The sequence below is a fragment of the Fictibacillus enclensis genome (genome assembly GCF_001457035.1).
Classification (GTDB): Bacteria; Bacillota; Bacilli; order Bacillales; family Fictibacillaceae; genus Fictibacillus_C; species Fictibacillus_C enclensis.
In genome coordinates, this window is the sequence record NZ_KQ758618.1 from 434,134 (window position 1) to 448,918 (window position 14,785).

Here is a 14,785-nt window from a genome sequence, read left to right on the forward strand (position 1 = left end):
GAGAGATGGAACATGAGTGAAGAAAGAGAATACGGGTTTGAAACGATTTCATTGCACGAGGGGCAAAAAGTGGATCCAACAACAGGGGCAAGAGCAGTTCCGATCTACCAGACAACATCCTATCAGTTTGACAGTACAGAGCATGCTGCGAATTTGTTTGGACTTAAAGAATTTGGAAACATCTACAGCCGGATCATGAACCCGACGCAGGACGCGTTTGAGCAGACCATCGCCAAGCTAGAAGGAGGAGTTGGGGCGCTTGCGGTTGCGTCCGGTCAGGCAGCCATTACCTATTCCATCGTAAATATTGCAGGTGCCGGAGATGAGGTTGTTGCCTCAGGATCCTTGTACGGGGGAACGTATAACCTGTTTGCCAATACGCTGCCAAAGCTTGGGATAAAAGTGAACTTTGCCGAGCTCGATAACCTGCAATCCTTTAAAGATGCCATCACAGAAAAAACAAAAGCCCTTTATATAGAAACGATCGGAAATCCAAAGATTGATGTGGCGGATATTTCAGCGATTGCGGATATTGCACACGAAGCGGGTGTGCCGCTGATTGTGGACAACACATTTGCCACACCTTATCTTTGCCGTCCGATTGAACATGGAGCCGATATTGTGGTCCATTCAGCAACCAAATTTATCGGCGGGCATGGTACGTCCATTGGTGGCTTGATTATTGATTCCGGAAAATTTGACTGGACCAACGGCAAGTTTCCAGGATTGACAGAACCGGATAACAGCTATGGAGGCGTAGTTTATACAGAAGCGGTCGGACCATTGGCGTATATCATTAAAGCACGTGTTCAGCTTTTAAGAGACCTTGGATCTTGCGTATCGCCATTCAACTCCTTCTTGTTCATTCAGGGGCTGGAGACACTGTCTCTGCGGGTAGAACGCCATTGCGAAAATGCATTGAAAGTGGCGAAGTTCCTGCAGCAGCATCCTGCAGTTGATTGGGTCAACTATCCTGGCCTCGAAGACAATCAATACCATGAGCTGGCAAACAAATATTTGCCAAAAGGTGCGGGAGCCATTCTTACGTTTGGTGTAAAAGGCGGAGTCAAAGAAGGAAGCAAACTCATCGAAAATGTGAAACTTTTCTCCCACCTTGCCAATGTAGGAGATTCAAAATCCCTCATCATCCACCCGGCGAGTACAACGCATCAGCAGTTGACTGAGGAAGAGCAACGCAAAGCAGGAGTTGCTCCTGAGATGGTAAGGCTTTCGGTTGGTATTGAAACGATTGATGATATTATTTATGATCTCGAACAGGCGCTTGCTGTCATCAGCCCTGTTCCAAGCGGTCAATAAGACGTCATACCCAACAAAGAAAAGAAAAAAACAGGAGGGGCAAGCCAGTACCCTCCTGTTTTTCTATGAAAGCTGTTGTTCTGCCATTTGAATGAGGCGTTTTGTGATTTCTCCACCTACTGATCCATTCTGTCTTGCAGCCGTATCCGGCCCAAGGTTAACGCCAAATTCTCTTGCAATCTCCATTTTCATTTGATCCAGTGCATTTTGTACGCCTTGAACAACTGTTTGGTTTGTATTTTCAGCCATATGATGCCCTCCTTTTTTTATAGAATGTGTAGTATATGGAAAAATATACATGATGAGGAAAATGATTGGTTTGCCAATCTCAATCTTTGTTAGAAACCGTTTATATTTGGTACACTAAAGCCGTTAATAAAAAAGGAGTCAAGATGATGAAAAGTTATAAAGGATATTTGATTGATCTGGATGGAACCATGTACAGAGGAAAAGAACGAATTGATGAAGCGGTGGAATTTGTAAAAGAATTAAACCGCAGAGAGCTGCCATATCTGTTTGTAACCAACAATTCTTCCAAAACCAAAGAAGAAGTGGCAAGAGTGCTTCAAAATTTTGAAATTCCCGCAACATCTGACCATGTATATACGACCAGCATGGCAACGGCCAATTACATTGAAAAGCTGAAACCAAATGCAAGCGTATATTGTATTGGGGAAGAAGGAATTCGCCAGGCTCTTGAAGAGAAAGGCTTCACTCTGACCTCTGAACAGCCTGACTTTGTCGTGATGGGAATCGACCGCTCCATTAATTACGAAAAATTAGCACTGGCCTGTCTGGCTGTAAGAGGCGGCGCCCATTTTATTTCGACCAATGGAGACATTGCATTGCCGACGGAAAGAGGTCTTTTGCCTGGCAACGGTTCACTAACCTCCGTAGTTGCTGTTTCCACACGAACCGAGCCTGTGTTTATCGGCAAGCCTGAAGCAGTCATTATGGAAATGGCACTTGAACAGCTTGGCACATCCAAAGAGGAAACCTTAATGATCGGTGACAATTACGATACCGATATTCTTGCCGGAGTCCGTTCCGGTCTTGATACTCTTCTTGTCCATACAGGGGTCACTCTTAAAGAACATCTCAGAGATGTAGAGGTTCAGCCGACCTATACCGTCAATGGCCTGGATGAATGGAAAGCATTTGAATAAAAGAAACAGCACCCTGAAGGATACTCCTGTTGTTTTTCAACAATGGGAGGCATTTTCCTAAAAGGTGCTGTTTTTTATTCTGTATTTGCTGCACGGTGGGCAAGACGGCTCGATGCTGCGGCGGCAATCGCTCCCACAATATCATCCAGAAAGGTGTGAACTTTTCCACTGGATTTGTCATTCAGTTTTTCCAGTATACCGGGTTTTTGTTTATCAATAAATCCGTAATTGGTAAAACCGATCGATCCGTATATGTTAACAATGGATAATGCAATCACTTCATCGATACCGTACAGGCTCTCATCCCGTTCCAGAATTTCTTGAAGCGGTCCCTCAAGCATCTTTTTTTCGGCGAGCATGTCAAGCTGTATTCCAGTCAGTATGGCGTTTTGTACCTCCCGCTTGGCAACTACCCGTTCCACGTTATGCAGACAGACGGACAATTCCAGGTCCGGATGGTAAGGTACCTGAAGAAAATAAACAAGCTCTGCGATATCTTTTAATGTTACGCCACGCTCAGTAAGCAGGCGCATGGCCGTTTCCTCAACATTCTCTACCTTTTTCTCTCTCATAAAAATCTCCTTATCTTCCGCGACGTTTGGGTTTTTATAGTATATGTGTCCATACCTAACTTATGAGTCCAGCCAAAAATTAATAACCAACCGTGCAGTTGGGTCATAGACTATAATTATTGATGAACTTGGGGTGAGGGCTGTGTTCGAAAGAGACGTTTATCATCATTATCAATTATATTGCGAAGGCAAGCGAAACATCAGCGGATACCGGTATTTTGTTTCTGGCGGGGAACCGTACCTTGTTGTTCCGCAAAAAAAGATCACGATCGACCGGATCGAAGAGATCGTGTACTTCAGCGATTATTTAAGATATAAGGGAGAAACCGGAATTGCGGGGCTTTTTCCAACGATGACCAACATGCCCAATGCGAATATTGAAGGTGAATCCATCCTGTTGTTTAAGATTGAACAATCCGAGCGGGATGCTTCTGAAAAAAAGCCAATGGGTGAGGAACTGGCCCTCTTTCACAGAAACGGTAAGGACCTGCCTCCGCCGCCTGTTCCGACTGAAAGTTATTTGTTTGGAAGCTGGGCGGTGCTTTGGATGAACCGGGTCGATCAGGCAAAGGAATGGTACCAGGAGGTTTTTTCCAAGCCGGTGAAAAACGAGTTTGATACCTTGTTTTTAACCACGTTTCCGTATTTTGAAGGATTATCCGAGAATGCCATTCAGTACATTATTGATTACAACCTGGAGGATTCCATGAGGGAGGAAGAAGGGCCCTCCATCGTGCACGAACGTTTTCAAGAGAACTCCTGGCTGCAGTTTGACAACGATTATGTAAAACTTCCTACTGGTTGGGTGCTTGATCACCCTGTCCGTGATTTGGCAGAATGGATCCGATCATGCGTGTATCAAAGAAACTTCAGCCCGGACATTGTCACAACCTTCCTGGATGAGTATGAAAAGGTGACTCCGTTAAAAAGAGAAGGATGGAGATTGCTGTATGGAAGGCTTCTTTTTCCTGTCTGGTATTTTGATATGATCGAAAACCATTACAAAAATGAACGGGAGATTGGCAAAGAACTGTCTCAGCATAAATTTACGGAGTATTTGCTGATGGAAGAACAGAATGAAGCGTTTTTACGCTCCTTTTTCCCGATGATCGGTCTTCCTGCAGACCGTCTGCAGATTCCCGTAGTGGATTGGCTGATCCCCAACTGACGTAAGTGCTCTATTTAAAGAGCGCTTTTTTCTTTTGAAATGAAAGCAGAATCATGAGAAAATAAGGAAAAACGCTTGGAGTGCTAGCATGAAACCGTATATATTTATTACAAGAAAAATTCCTGAAGCATCGTTGAACGAATTACAGAGGATGGCCGATGTGACCATGTGGGAGGAGGAATTGAAGCCAGTGCCCCGTGACCGTTTGCTTAAAGAAGCAGCAAAAGCAACCGGCCTGCTTACCATGCTTTCAGACAAAATTGATGCAGAGCTGATGGATCAGTCGCCAAATCTTAAAGTGGTTGCCAATCTCGCGGTTGGCTATGATAATATCGATATTCCTTATGCTGATAAAAAAGGGATGATCATCTGCAACACACCAGACGTTCTGACAGATACAACCGCGGATTTGACGTTTGCTCTATTGATGGCCACGGCGAGAAGGATTACGGAGGCTGCACAGTATTTAAAAGAAGGAAAATGGACGGGCTGGAGTCCTTTGCTGCTTGCAGGGACAGATATTCATCACAAAACATTGGGTATTGTGGGAATGGGTCGCATTGGGGAAGCTGTTGCCAAAAGAGCGGCCGGTTTTGATATGAACATCCTGTACCACAATCGCAGCCGGAAAGAAGAAGCGGAACGAAAGCTCGGATTGTCCTACCGCTCGTTTGAAGACTTGCTAAAAGCGTCGGATTATGTGGTTTGTCTTGCCCCCCTAACCGAAGAAACAAAAGATTTGTTTGATGAAAAGGCATTTCAAATGATGAAGTCATCCGCTTTGTTTATCAACGCGTCCCGTGGGGGAGTTGTGGTTGAAAATGCGTTGGACAAAGCTTTGACTAAAGGGTGGATCAAAGGGGCAGGGCTCGATGTATTTCGTGAAGAACCGATTCATCCGGAACATTTCCTATTAAAACATGACAATCTGGTTGCCCTTCCCCATATTGGGAGCGCAAGCCTGGAGACGCGGATGCAAATGGCCCGGTTAGCGTGCAAAAATATTGAGAACGTTCTGCAGGGACTTACACCTCCTGCCCCAGTAAACGTCCAGGATGCATAATGGGCAAGTCCTTCACTTCGAAGGTGGCTTCATCCGGTAAGGAGCAGTAAAATGGTGGCTTTTAACTTCAAGCTGCCCTTATCTCCTCTGTGTTTGGAAACGCTTCCAAAATCTTTACAAAAATTCTGGTTGTGCCTAGCTTAAATTACGTCTACAATTGTCCTTAATATAAAAACAAATGTATTTCTAGTAAGGACAGGAGTGTTGGCAATGGTTCAGAACGTATCTGTAGGATTATTGGGACTTGGGACAGTAGGGAGCGGTGTCGTTAGAATGGTGGAAGGGCATCAGGAAGAATTGCTCCATCGTGTAGGCTGTCCTGTCTACATAAAAAGAGTGCTTGTTCAAAATCTCGACAAGGAGCGGTCATGCCAAATCAACCCCGAGCTGTTGACGAGTACGGCGGATGAGGTCGTTAGTGATCCCGAAATTGATGTAGTGATCGAAGTAATCGGCGGAATTGAGCGCGCCAGAGAATATATTCTGCAGGCACTCAGCAATAAGAAGCATGTAATCACGGCCAACAAGGACCTGATGGCTCTCCACGGCGCTGAACTTTTATCAGCAGCTGAAGAAAATGGATGCGACTTATTTTATGAAGCGAGTGTGGCCGGTGGAATTCCGATTATTCGTACGCTGGTGGATGGACTGGCATCCGACCGGATAACAAAAATGATGGGGATTGTTAACGGAACCACCAATTATATATTAACGAAAATGGACAAGGAAAATTTAACCTTTAAAGAAGTATTAAAAGAAGCACAGGAACTTGGTTATGCGGAGGCAGATCCCACTTCTGATGTGGAAGGAATTGATGCGGCACGCAAAATGGCCATCCTGGCTTCTCTCGGTTTCTCCATGAACATTCATCTGGACGATGTAGAGGTTAAAGGCATTTCAAGCATCACAAGCGAAGACCTGGAATATGCCCGGCAGTTCGGTTATTCCATGAAGCTCATCGGAAATGCAAAAAAGGACAATGGCAAGGTGGAAGTGAGTGTAGAACCGACGTTGCTGCCGGATACACACCCCCTTGCATCCGTGCAAAATGAATACAATGCCGTTTATATTTATGGCGAGGCCGTCGGAGAAACCATGCTGTTCGGCCCGGGTGCCGGCCAGCTTCCGACCGCAACCTCCATTGTCTCAGACTTAGTAGCTGTCGTAAGGAATATGCGCTTGGGCGTCAATGGCAAAAGCGTTGTAGCTCCCCAATTTGATAAACAGCTTAAGAAGGACGATGAAATTACTGGCAAGTATTTTTACCGTCTTCATGTGAAGGATGAAGCAGGCACGTTCTCTGCGTTGACATCAATCTTCGCCAATAATGAAGTAAGCTTGGAAAAGCTGCTTCAGAAGCCGGTTGGAGATAACGGTGTGGCTGAGGTTGTCCTAGTGACCCATACGACCAGCAAGCAGCAAAACGACAACATCTATCAGCAGCTCAGGGATTCCGGAGTTGTCAATCAAATCAAAAGCCACTATCGCGTAGAAGGAGGAGCACAATGAGCTACAAAGGATTAATTCATAAATATAAGGACTTTTTACCAGTTACAGATAAAACACCTGAACTTTCGTTACAGGAAGGAAATACACCGCTTATTCCACTTGAACATCTTTCCAAAGAGTGGGGAATCGAGCTCTTTGTAAAATATGAAGGAGCTAATCCCACAGGATCCTTTAAAGACCGTGGTATGGTAATGGCCGTGGCCAAAGCCAAAGAAGAAGGCAGCAAAGCGATCATTTGCGCTTCAACAGGGAATACAAGTGCAGCAGCTGCTGCGTATGGGGCGAGAGCGGGACTTCGCTGTCTTGTGGTTATCCCGTCAGGAAAAGTTGCCCTTGGCAAGCTGGCGCAGGCAAAAATGTACGGTGCTGAAGTATTCGAGATCGAAGGGAATTTTGATGAAGCGCTCCAAATGGTGCGCAAATTGAGTGAAGAAGAACCATTAACGCTAGTCAATTCAGTAAACCCATTCCGTCTGGAGGGCCAGAAGACTGCAGCCTTTGAAATTGTGGATGCGCTTGGCTCTGCTCCGGATGTTCTTGCTATTCCTGTGGGAAATGCCGGAAACATTTCAGCGTATTGGAAAGGGTTCAAGGAATATCACGAAAAATTAGGAAGCGGGCTTCCTCAAATGCAAGGATTTCAAGCGGAGGGAGCAGCACCAATTGTAAACAAGGCCGTTGTGAAGAACCCTGAAACCATTGCGACTGCCATCCGTATTGGAAACCCTGCCAGTTGGAATTTCGCGCTGGAAGCCGTAGAGCAGTCAAGCGGCGGCGTTAATAGCGTTTCCGATGAGGAAATTGTGGAAGCTTATCATCTGTTGGCCAGAAAGGAAGGCGTCTTTGCAGAGCCGGCTTCCTGTTCTTCCATCGCAGGCGTATGGAAACTTGTCAAAAGCGGCCAGCTTGCTCCGGGAACAAAAGTTGTGGCGGTATTGACTGGAAACGGCTTGAAAGACCCTGAAACAGCGATGGACACAGTTACGGTCAATCCTGTGAAAGTATCTAATCAACTGGAGGATTTGAGGGAGGCCATGAAGGGTTGTGTATTACAATGACATTTGCTCCTTTTTCCATCCAAGTGCCAGGAAGTACGGCTAATTTAGGGCCAGGATTTGACTCTGTGGGTATGGCGCTTTCGATGTATTTAACCGTCAATGTCTTTCCATCGCGCGAGCAGAAGATCACATACTTTGGCAAAGAGCTTCAGAGCCTGAATGGTGAAAAGGATAATTTGATACTCCAAGCTGCATCCATGGTAGCCGATGCCTATGATAAAGAGCTGCCTTGCTGTTCACTTGAGGTGGAAAGCGAGCTCCCTTTATCCAGGGGGTTGGGAAGCAGTGCAGCAGCGATAGTGGCAGGGATTGAGTGGGCAAATCGTGTGCTTTCTCTGTCACTCTCTAAGGAGGAGAAAACGCTCTTTGCATGCAAGATGGAGGGGCATCCTGATAATGTAGTGCCTTCATTAATTGGTGGACTGGCGATCAGCTGGTATGATGAAAACCAGGTGGAGACAGTTCATGTTACGGATTTATCGGTTGAATTGGTTCTCACCATTCCCTCTTTTGAGCTTGCTACGAGCATGGCGAGAGAAGCATTGCCTTCAAGTTTGGCGCACTCGGAGGCTGTTCAGGCCAGTGCGGTCAGCAATGTATTGGTAGCTTCACTGCTCAGGGACGATTGGAAAAGGGCAGGGAAGATGATGAACAAGGATCGGTTTCACGAGCCATACCGGCAGCAGTGGTTTCCCGATTTTACAGAGATCAAAGAAAAAGCCGCTGAAGCCGGCGCATACGGGTCCGCCATCAGCGGTGCGGGACCTGCCATGGTTTCTTTTGTACCTGCTGGTTCAGGGGAAAGGGTATGCGAACAGATCGCCAACGCATTTGAAGGCTATGAATGCAAGGCGGTTTCTCCTGATGTGAAAGGCGTTCTTGTCCAGCAGCTTAGTCTTCCGGCATAAATAAAACCCCCGTGCCTATGAACTGTCACAGTTCACTGGGCACGGGGGTTTTTTGTTGGCGATTTTTAGAATACTTGTTCCAATTCAACAACGCCAGGTACTTCCTCAAGCAAAGCACGCTCGATACCAGCTTTTAGTGTAATAGTGGAGGAAGGGCAGCTTCCGCAAGCACCCATAAGACGGACTTTTACAATTCCATCTTCAAGGTCAACGAGCTCCACGTCTCCGCCGTCACGAAGCAAAAATGGGCGTAATTTATCTAGAACTTCTTCAACTTGCTCACGCATAGAAACTTCAGTAGCCATAATAAAAAACTCCTTTCATAAACAACTTACCCTTATTATACGGGTTTTGATTCAAAAAATCCATGTGCGTGCATCACAACATTTAAAAAGTATTCACCTTTATTAACTTCCCGGAATCGATTACAATTAAACGTGCAGGGACTTTTAAGCTGGGGTGAGGCGAATGGAAATGAAACAGATTACGATCAAGGTATTCGGCGGTGAACAGAAATGTGCAAGCTGCGTGAATTTGCCATCTTCCAAAGAAACAGCGGAATGGCTGGAAGCGGCCATTTCACGTAAATATCCTGATCAACTTTTTACCATCGAATATATTGATATCTTTTCATCGGTTGAAGGGGAGAATCAGAAGTTTGCACATCAAATTGTGGAAGAAGAGCTCTTTTATCCTGTGGTTGTTATTAATGATGAAATTGTAGCTGAGGGCAACCCAAGGCTTAAGGATATTTATGCCATCATGGAACTGAACGGTTATAAGGATGCAGGCTGAGACAATGTCTTTACCTTCTATGAAAACCCCGCAGGGATGAGCCCTGCGGGGTTTTTACAATCATTTTAGTTTTGATATTTATAAAGCCATAGAATACCGGATTTCAAAAGACGAGGCACACGTCCGATGAGAGAAGCACCGCCCATGGTTCCAAAACCGCTCTTCTTCCCTAAAGAACCCATAACTCCCTTAAGTTTAATTTCTTCGAGTTCAGGCATCGGCTGATTTTTCCACTTTTTAAGAAGAATATCTGAAATTTGCTCTGCTTGTTCCTCAGCAAGCTGGGCGCTTGGGGAGAAAGCCATGCTGGCACAGTCGCCTACGACATACACATCTTCGTTATTCGGAAGGTGGTGGTACTTCGTCAGTTTAACACGGCCTTGTTGGTCTTTTTCCACATCAAGGTCGCGAACCAGCTTGTTGGGCTGAATGCCGGCAGTCCACACAATCGCATCACATTCAATGGCTGTATCATGGTTGTACAGAACATTCTTTTCCACACGAGTAATGTTGGAATTATTAACAACTTCAACGCCATGCTGAATGAACCAGTTCTGAACATAGTTGCTCAAACGGGGTTTAAAACCATTAAGTATGATTGGACCACGGTCGAACAGAATAATTTTAAGGTCTGAACGGCTTTCATGCAGTTCACTGGCAAGCTCCACGCCGCTTAGGCCGGCGCCTACCACACCTACAACGCCATTATGAGGGAGATTGTTCAAGACCTGATACGTTTCACGAGACTTGTCCACACTCTGGATGCTCAATGTATATTCTTGCGCTCCAGGGACATTATGGTATTTATCCTCACAGCCAAGGCCAATGATTAATTCATCATATGCCACGGGTTCGTCATCTGCAAGCTGGACTTGTTTGTTGTTAAAATCAAGTTCAGTCACGATTCCGTATTTTATTTTAAGCTGTGGGTGTTCCGGGAAAGGAACACGAATATGGTGGTCAGAAATCGTTCCAGCCGCCAGTGCATAATATTCTGTTTTCAAACAATGATAAGGCTGCTTGTCAATTAAGGTAATTTGGACGTCGGTTGGAAGCTCTGGAGAATTTAACAGACGCTTTAAGATTCTCATTCCTCCATATCCTCCGCCAAGCAATACAAGGTGTTTCATTGTCTTTCCCTTCTTTCTATGGCACTATGTGTAAATAATGGCAACAATAATCGCAATAATACCGCAGTTTTTAAGGCTTCACAGGAAGCGATTTCACATTCAAACACTTCTTAGTATAGCATTTTACTATAAATTCTCAACTGTTTTCCTAAAAACAAAAGGAAGAAGTAAAAGGGTTTGACGGACAAGCCGGAGCGATATACGATAGAAAAGTAAGGCGAGGTGATAAGATGAGACCGATTATTGAATTTTGTGTCAGCAACCTGGCCAACGGTTCGCAGCGTGCACTTGAAAAACTGGAACAGGATTATGATCTCGATGTGATTGAATACGGCTGTCTCGGATATTGTGGTCAGTGTGCCCGTTCTCTATTCGCATTGGTTAATGGTGATATTGTGCGCGGGGAGACGCCGGACGAGCTGGTAGAAAATGTTTATAAATTTCTTGAAGAAAATCCAATGTTTTAATCATAATAAAAAGCTGGCTCATTCATCGAGCCAGCTTTGTTTTTATTTATGATGAATGTTGATATTGTTTGTTCAGCCAAGGCTGGAGCCTTGAATACAAGATGACAAATAGGATTGTGATGATCATGCCTTTAATCACATTAAACGGCGCAATACCTACCAGTATAAGGTTCAACATCGCTTCACCGGACATTTGCGGGGAGTTCAGGAACCAGGTGTAGGCAGGAAGAATCAGTACATAATTCAATAATGCCATCATTAAAGTCATCATGACTGTACCGACAATTAAACCGGCAGACAGACTTTTCGTTGAACGGTGCTTTCTGTAGAAGTAGGACACAGGAACAATGAAGATGGTTCCGGCGATAAAATTCGCCATTTCACCAACAGGCACTCCGGTCATGTTGCCGACGATCCCATAATGAAGAACGTTTTTAATTCCCTCAACTGCCAGGCCGGCAAGAGGGCCGAATACGATTGCTGCAAGCAATGCAGGAACTTCACTGAAGTCAATCTGCAAAAAGGCAGGCAATCCCGGAAATGGAAAATCTAATAATTGTAGTACGTACGCAATGCTGCTTAGCATGGAAACAGCCACCATCTTATACACTTTTCCCTTGTGCATGTTGAAATCTCTCCTTTGTTGCGCCATCTTTGATTTCAAATGCAGTGCATGCTTCTACAATAGAAAACCCTTAGCGGATAGAACGCTAAGGGAGAGTAGTCAGGCATCGTCAAATAAACATTTCAAGGTGATGTGTATCTCCTTAAAACGTACTGAGCGAGGGCTCAGTCATTTTGCAATAGCTCACTTTATTGCAAATCAACCGAACCGTGCACCGTCATCTTCTCCCATCCAGACTGTACTGTCGGCTCTGGAATTACACCAGATCAGCAAATAAGAAAAGCAAAGATGTCTAGCTTCAACGCCTAGACAGGCGTTGAAGCTTTTCTTACAGCTCACGGGCTGATGAAGAGGGAATCTTCAAATACCGCCGGTCGGGAATTTCACCCTGCCCCGAAGATGGATCGCTATTTTTTTATACTGAGATTATTATACTGCAGAAAAAAGATTTTGGAAACCATTTTGACTTACAAAAGTTTAGTGTTGATTTTTCAATCAGCAGGTTACTTTTAAGTGAGACTGGGGTAAAAGAAATCACACAGCTTTGTTGGCATGTAGTATACAATAGAAGAACACTTGAAAATAAAAGGAGGGAAACCTGGCTTCATTCAGAAAAAGCCAGTAGTTATGCTAAACTTTGAACATTCTTGGCCCTACGAAAAAATGATGGATGATATTTATATAAATGAATGCCCATACTGCCATACTTCCAATGTGCTGACCACATTTTCGGAAGACAAGCTGAATAATGCAAAGGAAGGGATCAAGCAGCTGCTTGTTATGCCCTGCTGTCACAGCAAGCTGACGATACTTAACGCTGATGAAGATTATTTTTGGACAGAGGAGAAGTTAAGATCATAAAAAAAACTGCCGGAGGACCGGCAGTTTGCTTCTTAATATTCTTTGATGACATTGTAGAATGTGTCGCGTTCGACTGGTTTTTTGTTGGCTGTTTTAATGAGGTGAACTAACTCTTTTCGAGTAATTCCCTGGGAAGTCAACGCCCCAACAGAGTGAGAAATTCGTTCCTCGATAAGCGTTCCGTGAATGTCATCCGCACCAAAGGACAGTGCCATTTGTGTTAACTGTACGCCAATATTGATCCAGTATGCTTTAATGTGATCAAAGTTATCCAGCATCAAACGGCTGATGGCTATCGTACGCATATCATCATAAGCAGATGTACGGCGTGTCAGTCCCATAGTCGCTGTTCTCGGCTGCATGGCAAGCGGGATAAACACCATAAATCCATTCGTTTTATCTTGAAGCTGGCGTACACGGTCCATATGGATCAAACGCTCTTCTTTGGATTCAATGGAACCGTACAGCATTGTTGCGTGTGTGCGGAGACCCAGGCCATGGGCGAGCTCATGTGCTTCCAGCCATTGATCGGTTGAGGCTTTGTCAGGGCTCATTTTCTCACGGTAGCGCTCGGTAAGAATCTCAGCTCCGCCTCCAGGCAGGGTGTCCAGTCCGGCTTTGACAAGCTCTTCGAGAACTTCTTTCATGGATAGGCCGGAAATTCGGGAAAAGAATTCAATTTCTGCCCCTGTATAGGCTTTAACTGTAGCGTTTGGATAATTTTTTTTCAGCACGCGGATGGTGTCCAAATAATAATCAAATGGAACTTCATTGTTATGGCCGCCTACAATGTGGAATTCTCGGATGTTATCGTTCCATCGTTTTTCTACATATTCCAGAAGCTGTTCTTCATTCATTGTGTAGGCACCGTCTTCACCCGGCTTGCGCTTAAAGCCGCAGAAGCTGCAAGAAGCTTCGCAAACATTGGTCGGGTTAATATACATATTTTCAATGAAATAAACACGATCGCCGTTTTTCTGCAGGTTAGCCTCGTTTGCCAATTGAGCGACACTTAAAATATCGTTGGTTTCGTATAAAAACAAACCGTCTTCAATTGAAAGACGTTCACCGTGACGGATTTTTTCAGCAATGTCATGGATTCTTGTATCCTGTGTAATGATGGCCATTACTTTTCCCCCGTTTCTTATTGGTATGTATATATGTTTTATTGTGCAGGGTCTGAACCTGCTGACTCAAACATGTGAAGTATTCCGCCACCTGGTTTGGGTCAGCGAATACGGTGTCTATTATACGCTCATTTATTTGGAAGGACAAGAAAGGAACCATTTCCCCTTGATGTCACATGAATGTAACATAGGTTACGTCTTGTTTACGTTTTGGAAAGAGTATCCACAAATGCGATAAAATATTGCAAAATACAGAGGGGTACCAGGTGATTGTCAATATATTGAATTTAGAGTAAAATTATGGTACAGCCAGGTATGGAACGAACCAGGGAGTGTTGCACATGACAAATTTATTGGATGTCGAACGACTTGATAAATATAATGAACAGATCGAACACCTGCGCCAGCAAATGATTGATACGGCCAACAGTTTGGGCCTGAATCACCCTCAAGTATTGAACTACAGCCAGAAAATAGATGAAACACATAATTTAATCTTAAAGATGGAACAAGGAAAACAGTATTAATAAAGGCAGATGCCTTGAGAGTTTTCTTTAGCACTTGTATACTATAAGTATAAAACCTTCAATGAAGGAGAGTGGATAATAATGATCGTAAACTTTACTGATGCTGCAATCGGCCAAATCAAAGAAATGATGGCTGCAGAAGAGGAAACAGGGCTATTTCTCCGTGTCGGTGTAAAAGGCGGCGGATGCAGCGGCCTTTCGTATGGCATGGGATTTGATAAAGAAACACAAAGCACAGATCACGAGGAAGAAATCAACGGGCTTAAAATTGTCGTTGATGCGGAAAGCGCGAAAATTCTTAACGGAACTACGGTTGACTTCAAGCAAAACATGATGGGCGGAGGATTCACCATCGACAACCCGAACGCCATCGCGTCCTGCGGATGCGGATCTTCCTTCCGTACAGCCGTCAATGCCGGAACTCCTGAAGAGTGCTAAGCGGTAAAGCCCGGTATATCAACGTTTTAAGCACCGAGATATTATTTCGATAAT

General features: G+C 44.6%; 18 protein-coding genes and 1 riboswitch. Of the genes, 12 read left to right on the plus strand and 6 right to left on the minus strand.

The genetic code is table 11. From position 1 onward, the window contains the following. Positions 1 to 12: 12 nt before the first annotated feature. Complete coding sequence (locus AS030_RS12585) at positions 13 to 1,317, plus strand: homocysteine synthase (RefSeq protein ID WP_061972231.1); 1,305 nt, start codon at positions 13 to 15, stop codon at positions 1,315 to 1,317. A 63-nt stretch (positions 1,318 to 1,380) separates the two neighbouring features. On the opposite strand, the gene AS030_RS12590 is transcribed toward AS030_RS12585, so the two are convergent. Continuing rightward, positions 1,381 to 1,566, minus strand: a complete 186-nt coding sequence (locus AS030_RS12590) for an alpha/beta-type small acid-soluble spore protein (RefSeq protein ID WP_061972232.1) — start codon at positions 1,564 to 1,566, stop codon at positions 1,381 to 1,383. Between the two features lie 146 nt (positions 1,567 to 1,712). Between AS030_RS12590 and AS030_RS12595 the strand changes: the two genes are divergently transcribed. Further along, positions 1,713 to 2,483 (plus strand): TIGR01457 family HAD-type hydrolase, encoded by a 771-nt coding sequence (locus AS030_RS12595; RefSeq protein ID WP_061972233.1) that lies wholly within the window; start codon positions 1,713 to 1,715, stop codon positions 2,481 to 2,483. 74 nt (positions 2,484 to 2,557) lie between these two features. Here the strand turns inward: AS030_RS12595 and AS030_RS12600 are convergent, their stop codons facing one another. Then, positions 2,558 to 3,055: a phosphatidylglycerophosphatase A family protein gene (locus AS030_RS12600; RefSeq protein ID WP_061972234.1), complete on the minus strand. Its 498-nt coding sequence runs from the start codon at positions 3,053 to 3,055 to the stop codon at positions 2,558 to 2,560. A gap of 142 nt (positions 3,056 to 3,197) precedes the next feature. Between AS030_RS12600 and yutH the strand changes: the two genes are divergently transcribed. The 5 genes from yutH (at position 3,198) to thrB (ending at position 8,761) form a co-directional block, all read left to right on the plus strand. Then, complete coding sequence (gene yutH / locus AS030_RS12605; RefSeq protein ID WP_061972235.1) at positions 3,198 to 4,223, plus strand: spore coat putative kinase YutH; 1,026 nt, start codon at positions 3,198 to 3,200, stop codon at positions 4,221 to 4,223. An 88-nt stretch (positions 4,224 to 4,311) separates the two neighbouring features. Beyond that, a complete protein-coding gene (locus AS030_RS12610; protein WP_061972236.1) occupies positions 4,312 to 5,286 on the plus strand; it encodes a 2-hydroxyacid dehydrogenase in 975 nt (324 codons plus the stop codon). A 210-nt stretch (positions 5,287 to 5,496) separates the two neighbouring features. After that, positions 5,497 to 6,795, plus strand: a complete 1,299-nt coding sequence (locus AS030_RS12615) for a homoserine dehydrogenase (RefSeq protein WP_061972237.1) — start codon at positions 5,497 to 5,499, stop codon at positions 6,793 to 6,795. Beyond that, entirely contained in the window at positions 6,792 to 7,853 is a 1,062-nt protein-coding gene (gene thrC / locus AS030_RS12620) for a threonine synthase (protein WP_061972238.1), read from the plus strand. Before AS030_RS12615 ends, thrC begins: the two co-directional genes overlap by 4 nt. Beyond that, complete coding sequence (gene thrB, locus AS030_RS12625; RefSeq protein ID WP_141687079.1) at positions 7,838 to 8,761, plus strand: homoserine kinase; 924 nt, start codon at positions 7,838 to 7,840, stop codon at positions 8,759 to 8,761. The genes thrC and thrB overlap by 16 nt, the downstream gene beginning before the upstream one ends. Before the next feature lie 65 nt (positions 8,762 to 8,826). Here thrB and AS030_RS12630 read toward each other — a convergent pair whose 3' ends face one another. Next, positions 8,827 to 9,066 (minus strand): NifU family protein, encoded by a 240-nt coding sequence (locus AS030_RS12630; RefSeq protein ID WP_061972240.1) that lies wholly within the window; start codon positions 9,064 to 9,066, stop codon positions 8,827 to 8,829. Positions 9,067 to 9,229: 163 nt separating this feature from the next. Here AS030_RS12630 and AS030_RS12635 point away from each other — a divergent pair, with 163 nt between their 5' ends. After that, complete coding sequence (locus tag AS030_RS12635) at positions 9,230 to 9,556, plus strand: YuzD family protein (RefSeq protein WP_061972241.1); 327 nt, start codon at positions 9,230 to 9,232, stop codon at positions 9,554 to 9,556. A gap of 65 nt (positions 9,557 to 9,621) precedes the next feature. On the opposite strand, the gene AS030_RS12640 is transcribed toward AS030_RS12635, so the two are convergent. Beyond that, positions 9,622 to 10,686: an NAD(P)/FAD-dependent oxidoreductase gene (locus AS030_RS12640; RefSeq protein WP_061972242.1), complete on the minus strand. Its 1,065-nt coding sequence runs from the start codon at positions 10,684 to 10,686 to the stop codon at positions 9,622 to 9,624. A gap of 230 nt (positions 10,687 to 10,916) precedes the next feature. Here AS030_RS12640 and AS030_RS12645 point away from each other — a divergent pair, with 230 nt between their 5' ends. Beyond that, on the plus strand, positions 10,917 to 11,153 hold the full coding sequence (locus AS030_RS12645) for a YuzB family protein (RefSeq protein WP_061972243.1): 237 nt from the start codon (positions 10,917 to 10,919) through the stop codon (positions 11,151 to 11,153). A 46-nt stretch (positions 11,154 to 11,199) separates the two neighbouring features. Here the strand turns inward: AS030_RS12645 and AS030_RS12650 are convergent, their stop codons facing one another. Beyond that, on the minus strand, positions 11,200 to 11,778 hold the full coding sequence (locus AS030_RS12650) for an ECF transporter S component (RefSeq protein WP_129480122.1): 579 nt from the start codon (positions 11,776 to 11,778) through the stop codon (positions 11,200 to 11,202). Between the two features lie 215 nt (positions 11,779 to 11,993). Continuing rightward, positions 11,994 to 12,183: riboswitch (FMN riboswitch) on the minus strand. Positions 12,184 to 12,354: 171 nt separating this feature from the next. On the opposite strand from AS030_RS12650, the gene AS030_RS12655 reads away from it, so the two are divergent. Beyond that, entirely contained in the window at positions 12,355 to 12,639 is a 285-nt protein-coding gene (locus tag AS030_RS12655; RefSeq protein ID WP_338082331.1) for a hypothetical protein, read from the plus strand. Positions 12,640 to 12,671: 32 nt separating this feature from the next. Here AS030_RS12655 and mqnE read toward each other — a convergent pair whose 3' ends face one another. After that, complete coding sequence (mqnE, locus tag AS030_RS12660; RefSeq protein ID WP_061972245.1) at positions 12,672 to 13,766, minus strand: aminofutalosine synthase MqnE; 1,095 nt, start codon at positions 13,764 to 13,766, stop codon at positions 12,672 to 12,674. 341 nt (positions 13,767 to 14,107) lie between these two features. Between mqnE and AS030_RS12665 the strand changes: the two genes are divergently transcribed. Next, entirely contained in the window at positions 14,108 to 14,293 is a 186-nt protein-coding gene (locus AS030_RS12665; RefSeq protein ID WP_061972246.1) for an aspartyl-phosphate phosphatase Spo0E family protein, read from the plus strand. An 81-nt stretch (positions 14,294 to 14,374) separates the two neighbouring features. After that, positions 14,375 to 14,731 carry a HesB/IscA family protein gene (locus AS030_RS12670; protein WP_061972247.1) on the plus strand — a complete coding sequence of 119 codons (357 nt, stop codon included), beginning with the start codon at positions 14,375 to 14,377 and terminating at the stop codon, positions 14,729 to 14,731. Positions 14,732 to 14,785 lie beyond the last annotated feature (54 nt).

What these genes read in the sequence shown, in the direction of transcription:
- AS030_RS12650 (WP_129480122.1), bottom strand. Translation starts at nt 11,778, where the DNA reads ATGCACAAGGGAAAAGTGTATAAGATGGTGGCTGTTTCCATGCTAAGC.
- AS030_RS12645 (WP_061972243.1), top strand. Translation starts at nt 10,917, where the DNA reads ATGAGACCGATTATTGAATTTTGTGTCAGCAACCTGGCCAACGGTTCG.
- AS030_RS12640 (WP_061972242.1), bottom strand. Translation starts at nt 10,686, where the DNA reads ATGAAACACCTTGTATTGCTTGGCGGAGGATATGGAGGAATGAGAATC.
- AS030_RS12670 (WP_061972247.1), top strand. Translation starts at nt 14,375, where the DNA reads ATGATCGTAAACTTTACTGATGCTGCAATCGGCCAAATCAAAGAAATG.
- AS030_RS12600 (WP_061972234.1), bottom strand. Translation starts at nt 3,055, where the DNA reads ATGAGAGAGAAAAAGGTAGAGAATGTTGAGGAAACGGCCATGCGCCTG.
- AS030_RS12590 (WP_061972232.1), bottom strand. Translation starts at nt 1,566, where the DNA reads ATGGCTGAAAATACAAACCAAACAGTTGTTCAAGGCGTACAAAATGCA.
- AS030_RS12635 (WP_061972241.1), top strand. Translation starts at nt 9,230, where the DNA reads ATGGAAATGAAACAGATTACGATCAAGGTATTCGGCGGTGAACAGAAA.
- AS030_RS12665 (WP_061972246.1), top strand. Translation starts at nt 14,108, where the DNA reads ATGACAAATTTATTGGATGTCGAACGACTTGATAAATATAATGAACAG.
- AS030_RS12610 (WP_061972236.1), top strand. Translation starts at nt 4,312, where the DNA reads ATGAAACCGTATATATTTATTACAAGAAAAATTCCTGAAGCATCGTTG.
- AS030_RS12630 (WP_061972240.1), bottom strand. Translation starts at nt 9,066, where the DNA reads ATGGCTACTGAAGTTTCTATGCGTGAGCAAGTTGAAGAAGTTCTAGAT.
- AS030_RS12615 (WP_061972237.1), top strand. Translation starts at nt 5,497, where the DNA reads ATGGTTCAGAACGTATCTGTAGGATTATTGGGACTTGGGACAGTAGGG.
- mqnE (WP_061972245.1), bottom strand. Translation starts at nt 13,766, where the DNA reads ATGGCCATCATTACACAGGATACAAGAATCCATGACATTGCTGAAAAA.
- thrC (WP_061972238.1), top strand. Translation starts at nt 6,792, where the DNA reads ATGAGCTACAAAGGATTAATTCATAAATATAAGGACTTTTTACCAGTT.
- AS030_RS12595 (WP_061972233.1), top strand. Translation starts at nt 1,713, where the DNA reads ATGAAAAGTTATAAAGGATATTTGATTGATCTGGATGGAACCATGTAC.
- AS030_RS12585 (WP_061972231.1), top strand. Translation starts at nt 13, where the DNA reads ATGAGTGAAGAAAGAGAATACGGGTTTGAAACGATTTCATTGCACGAG.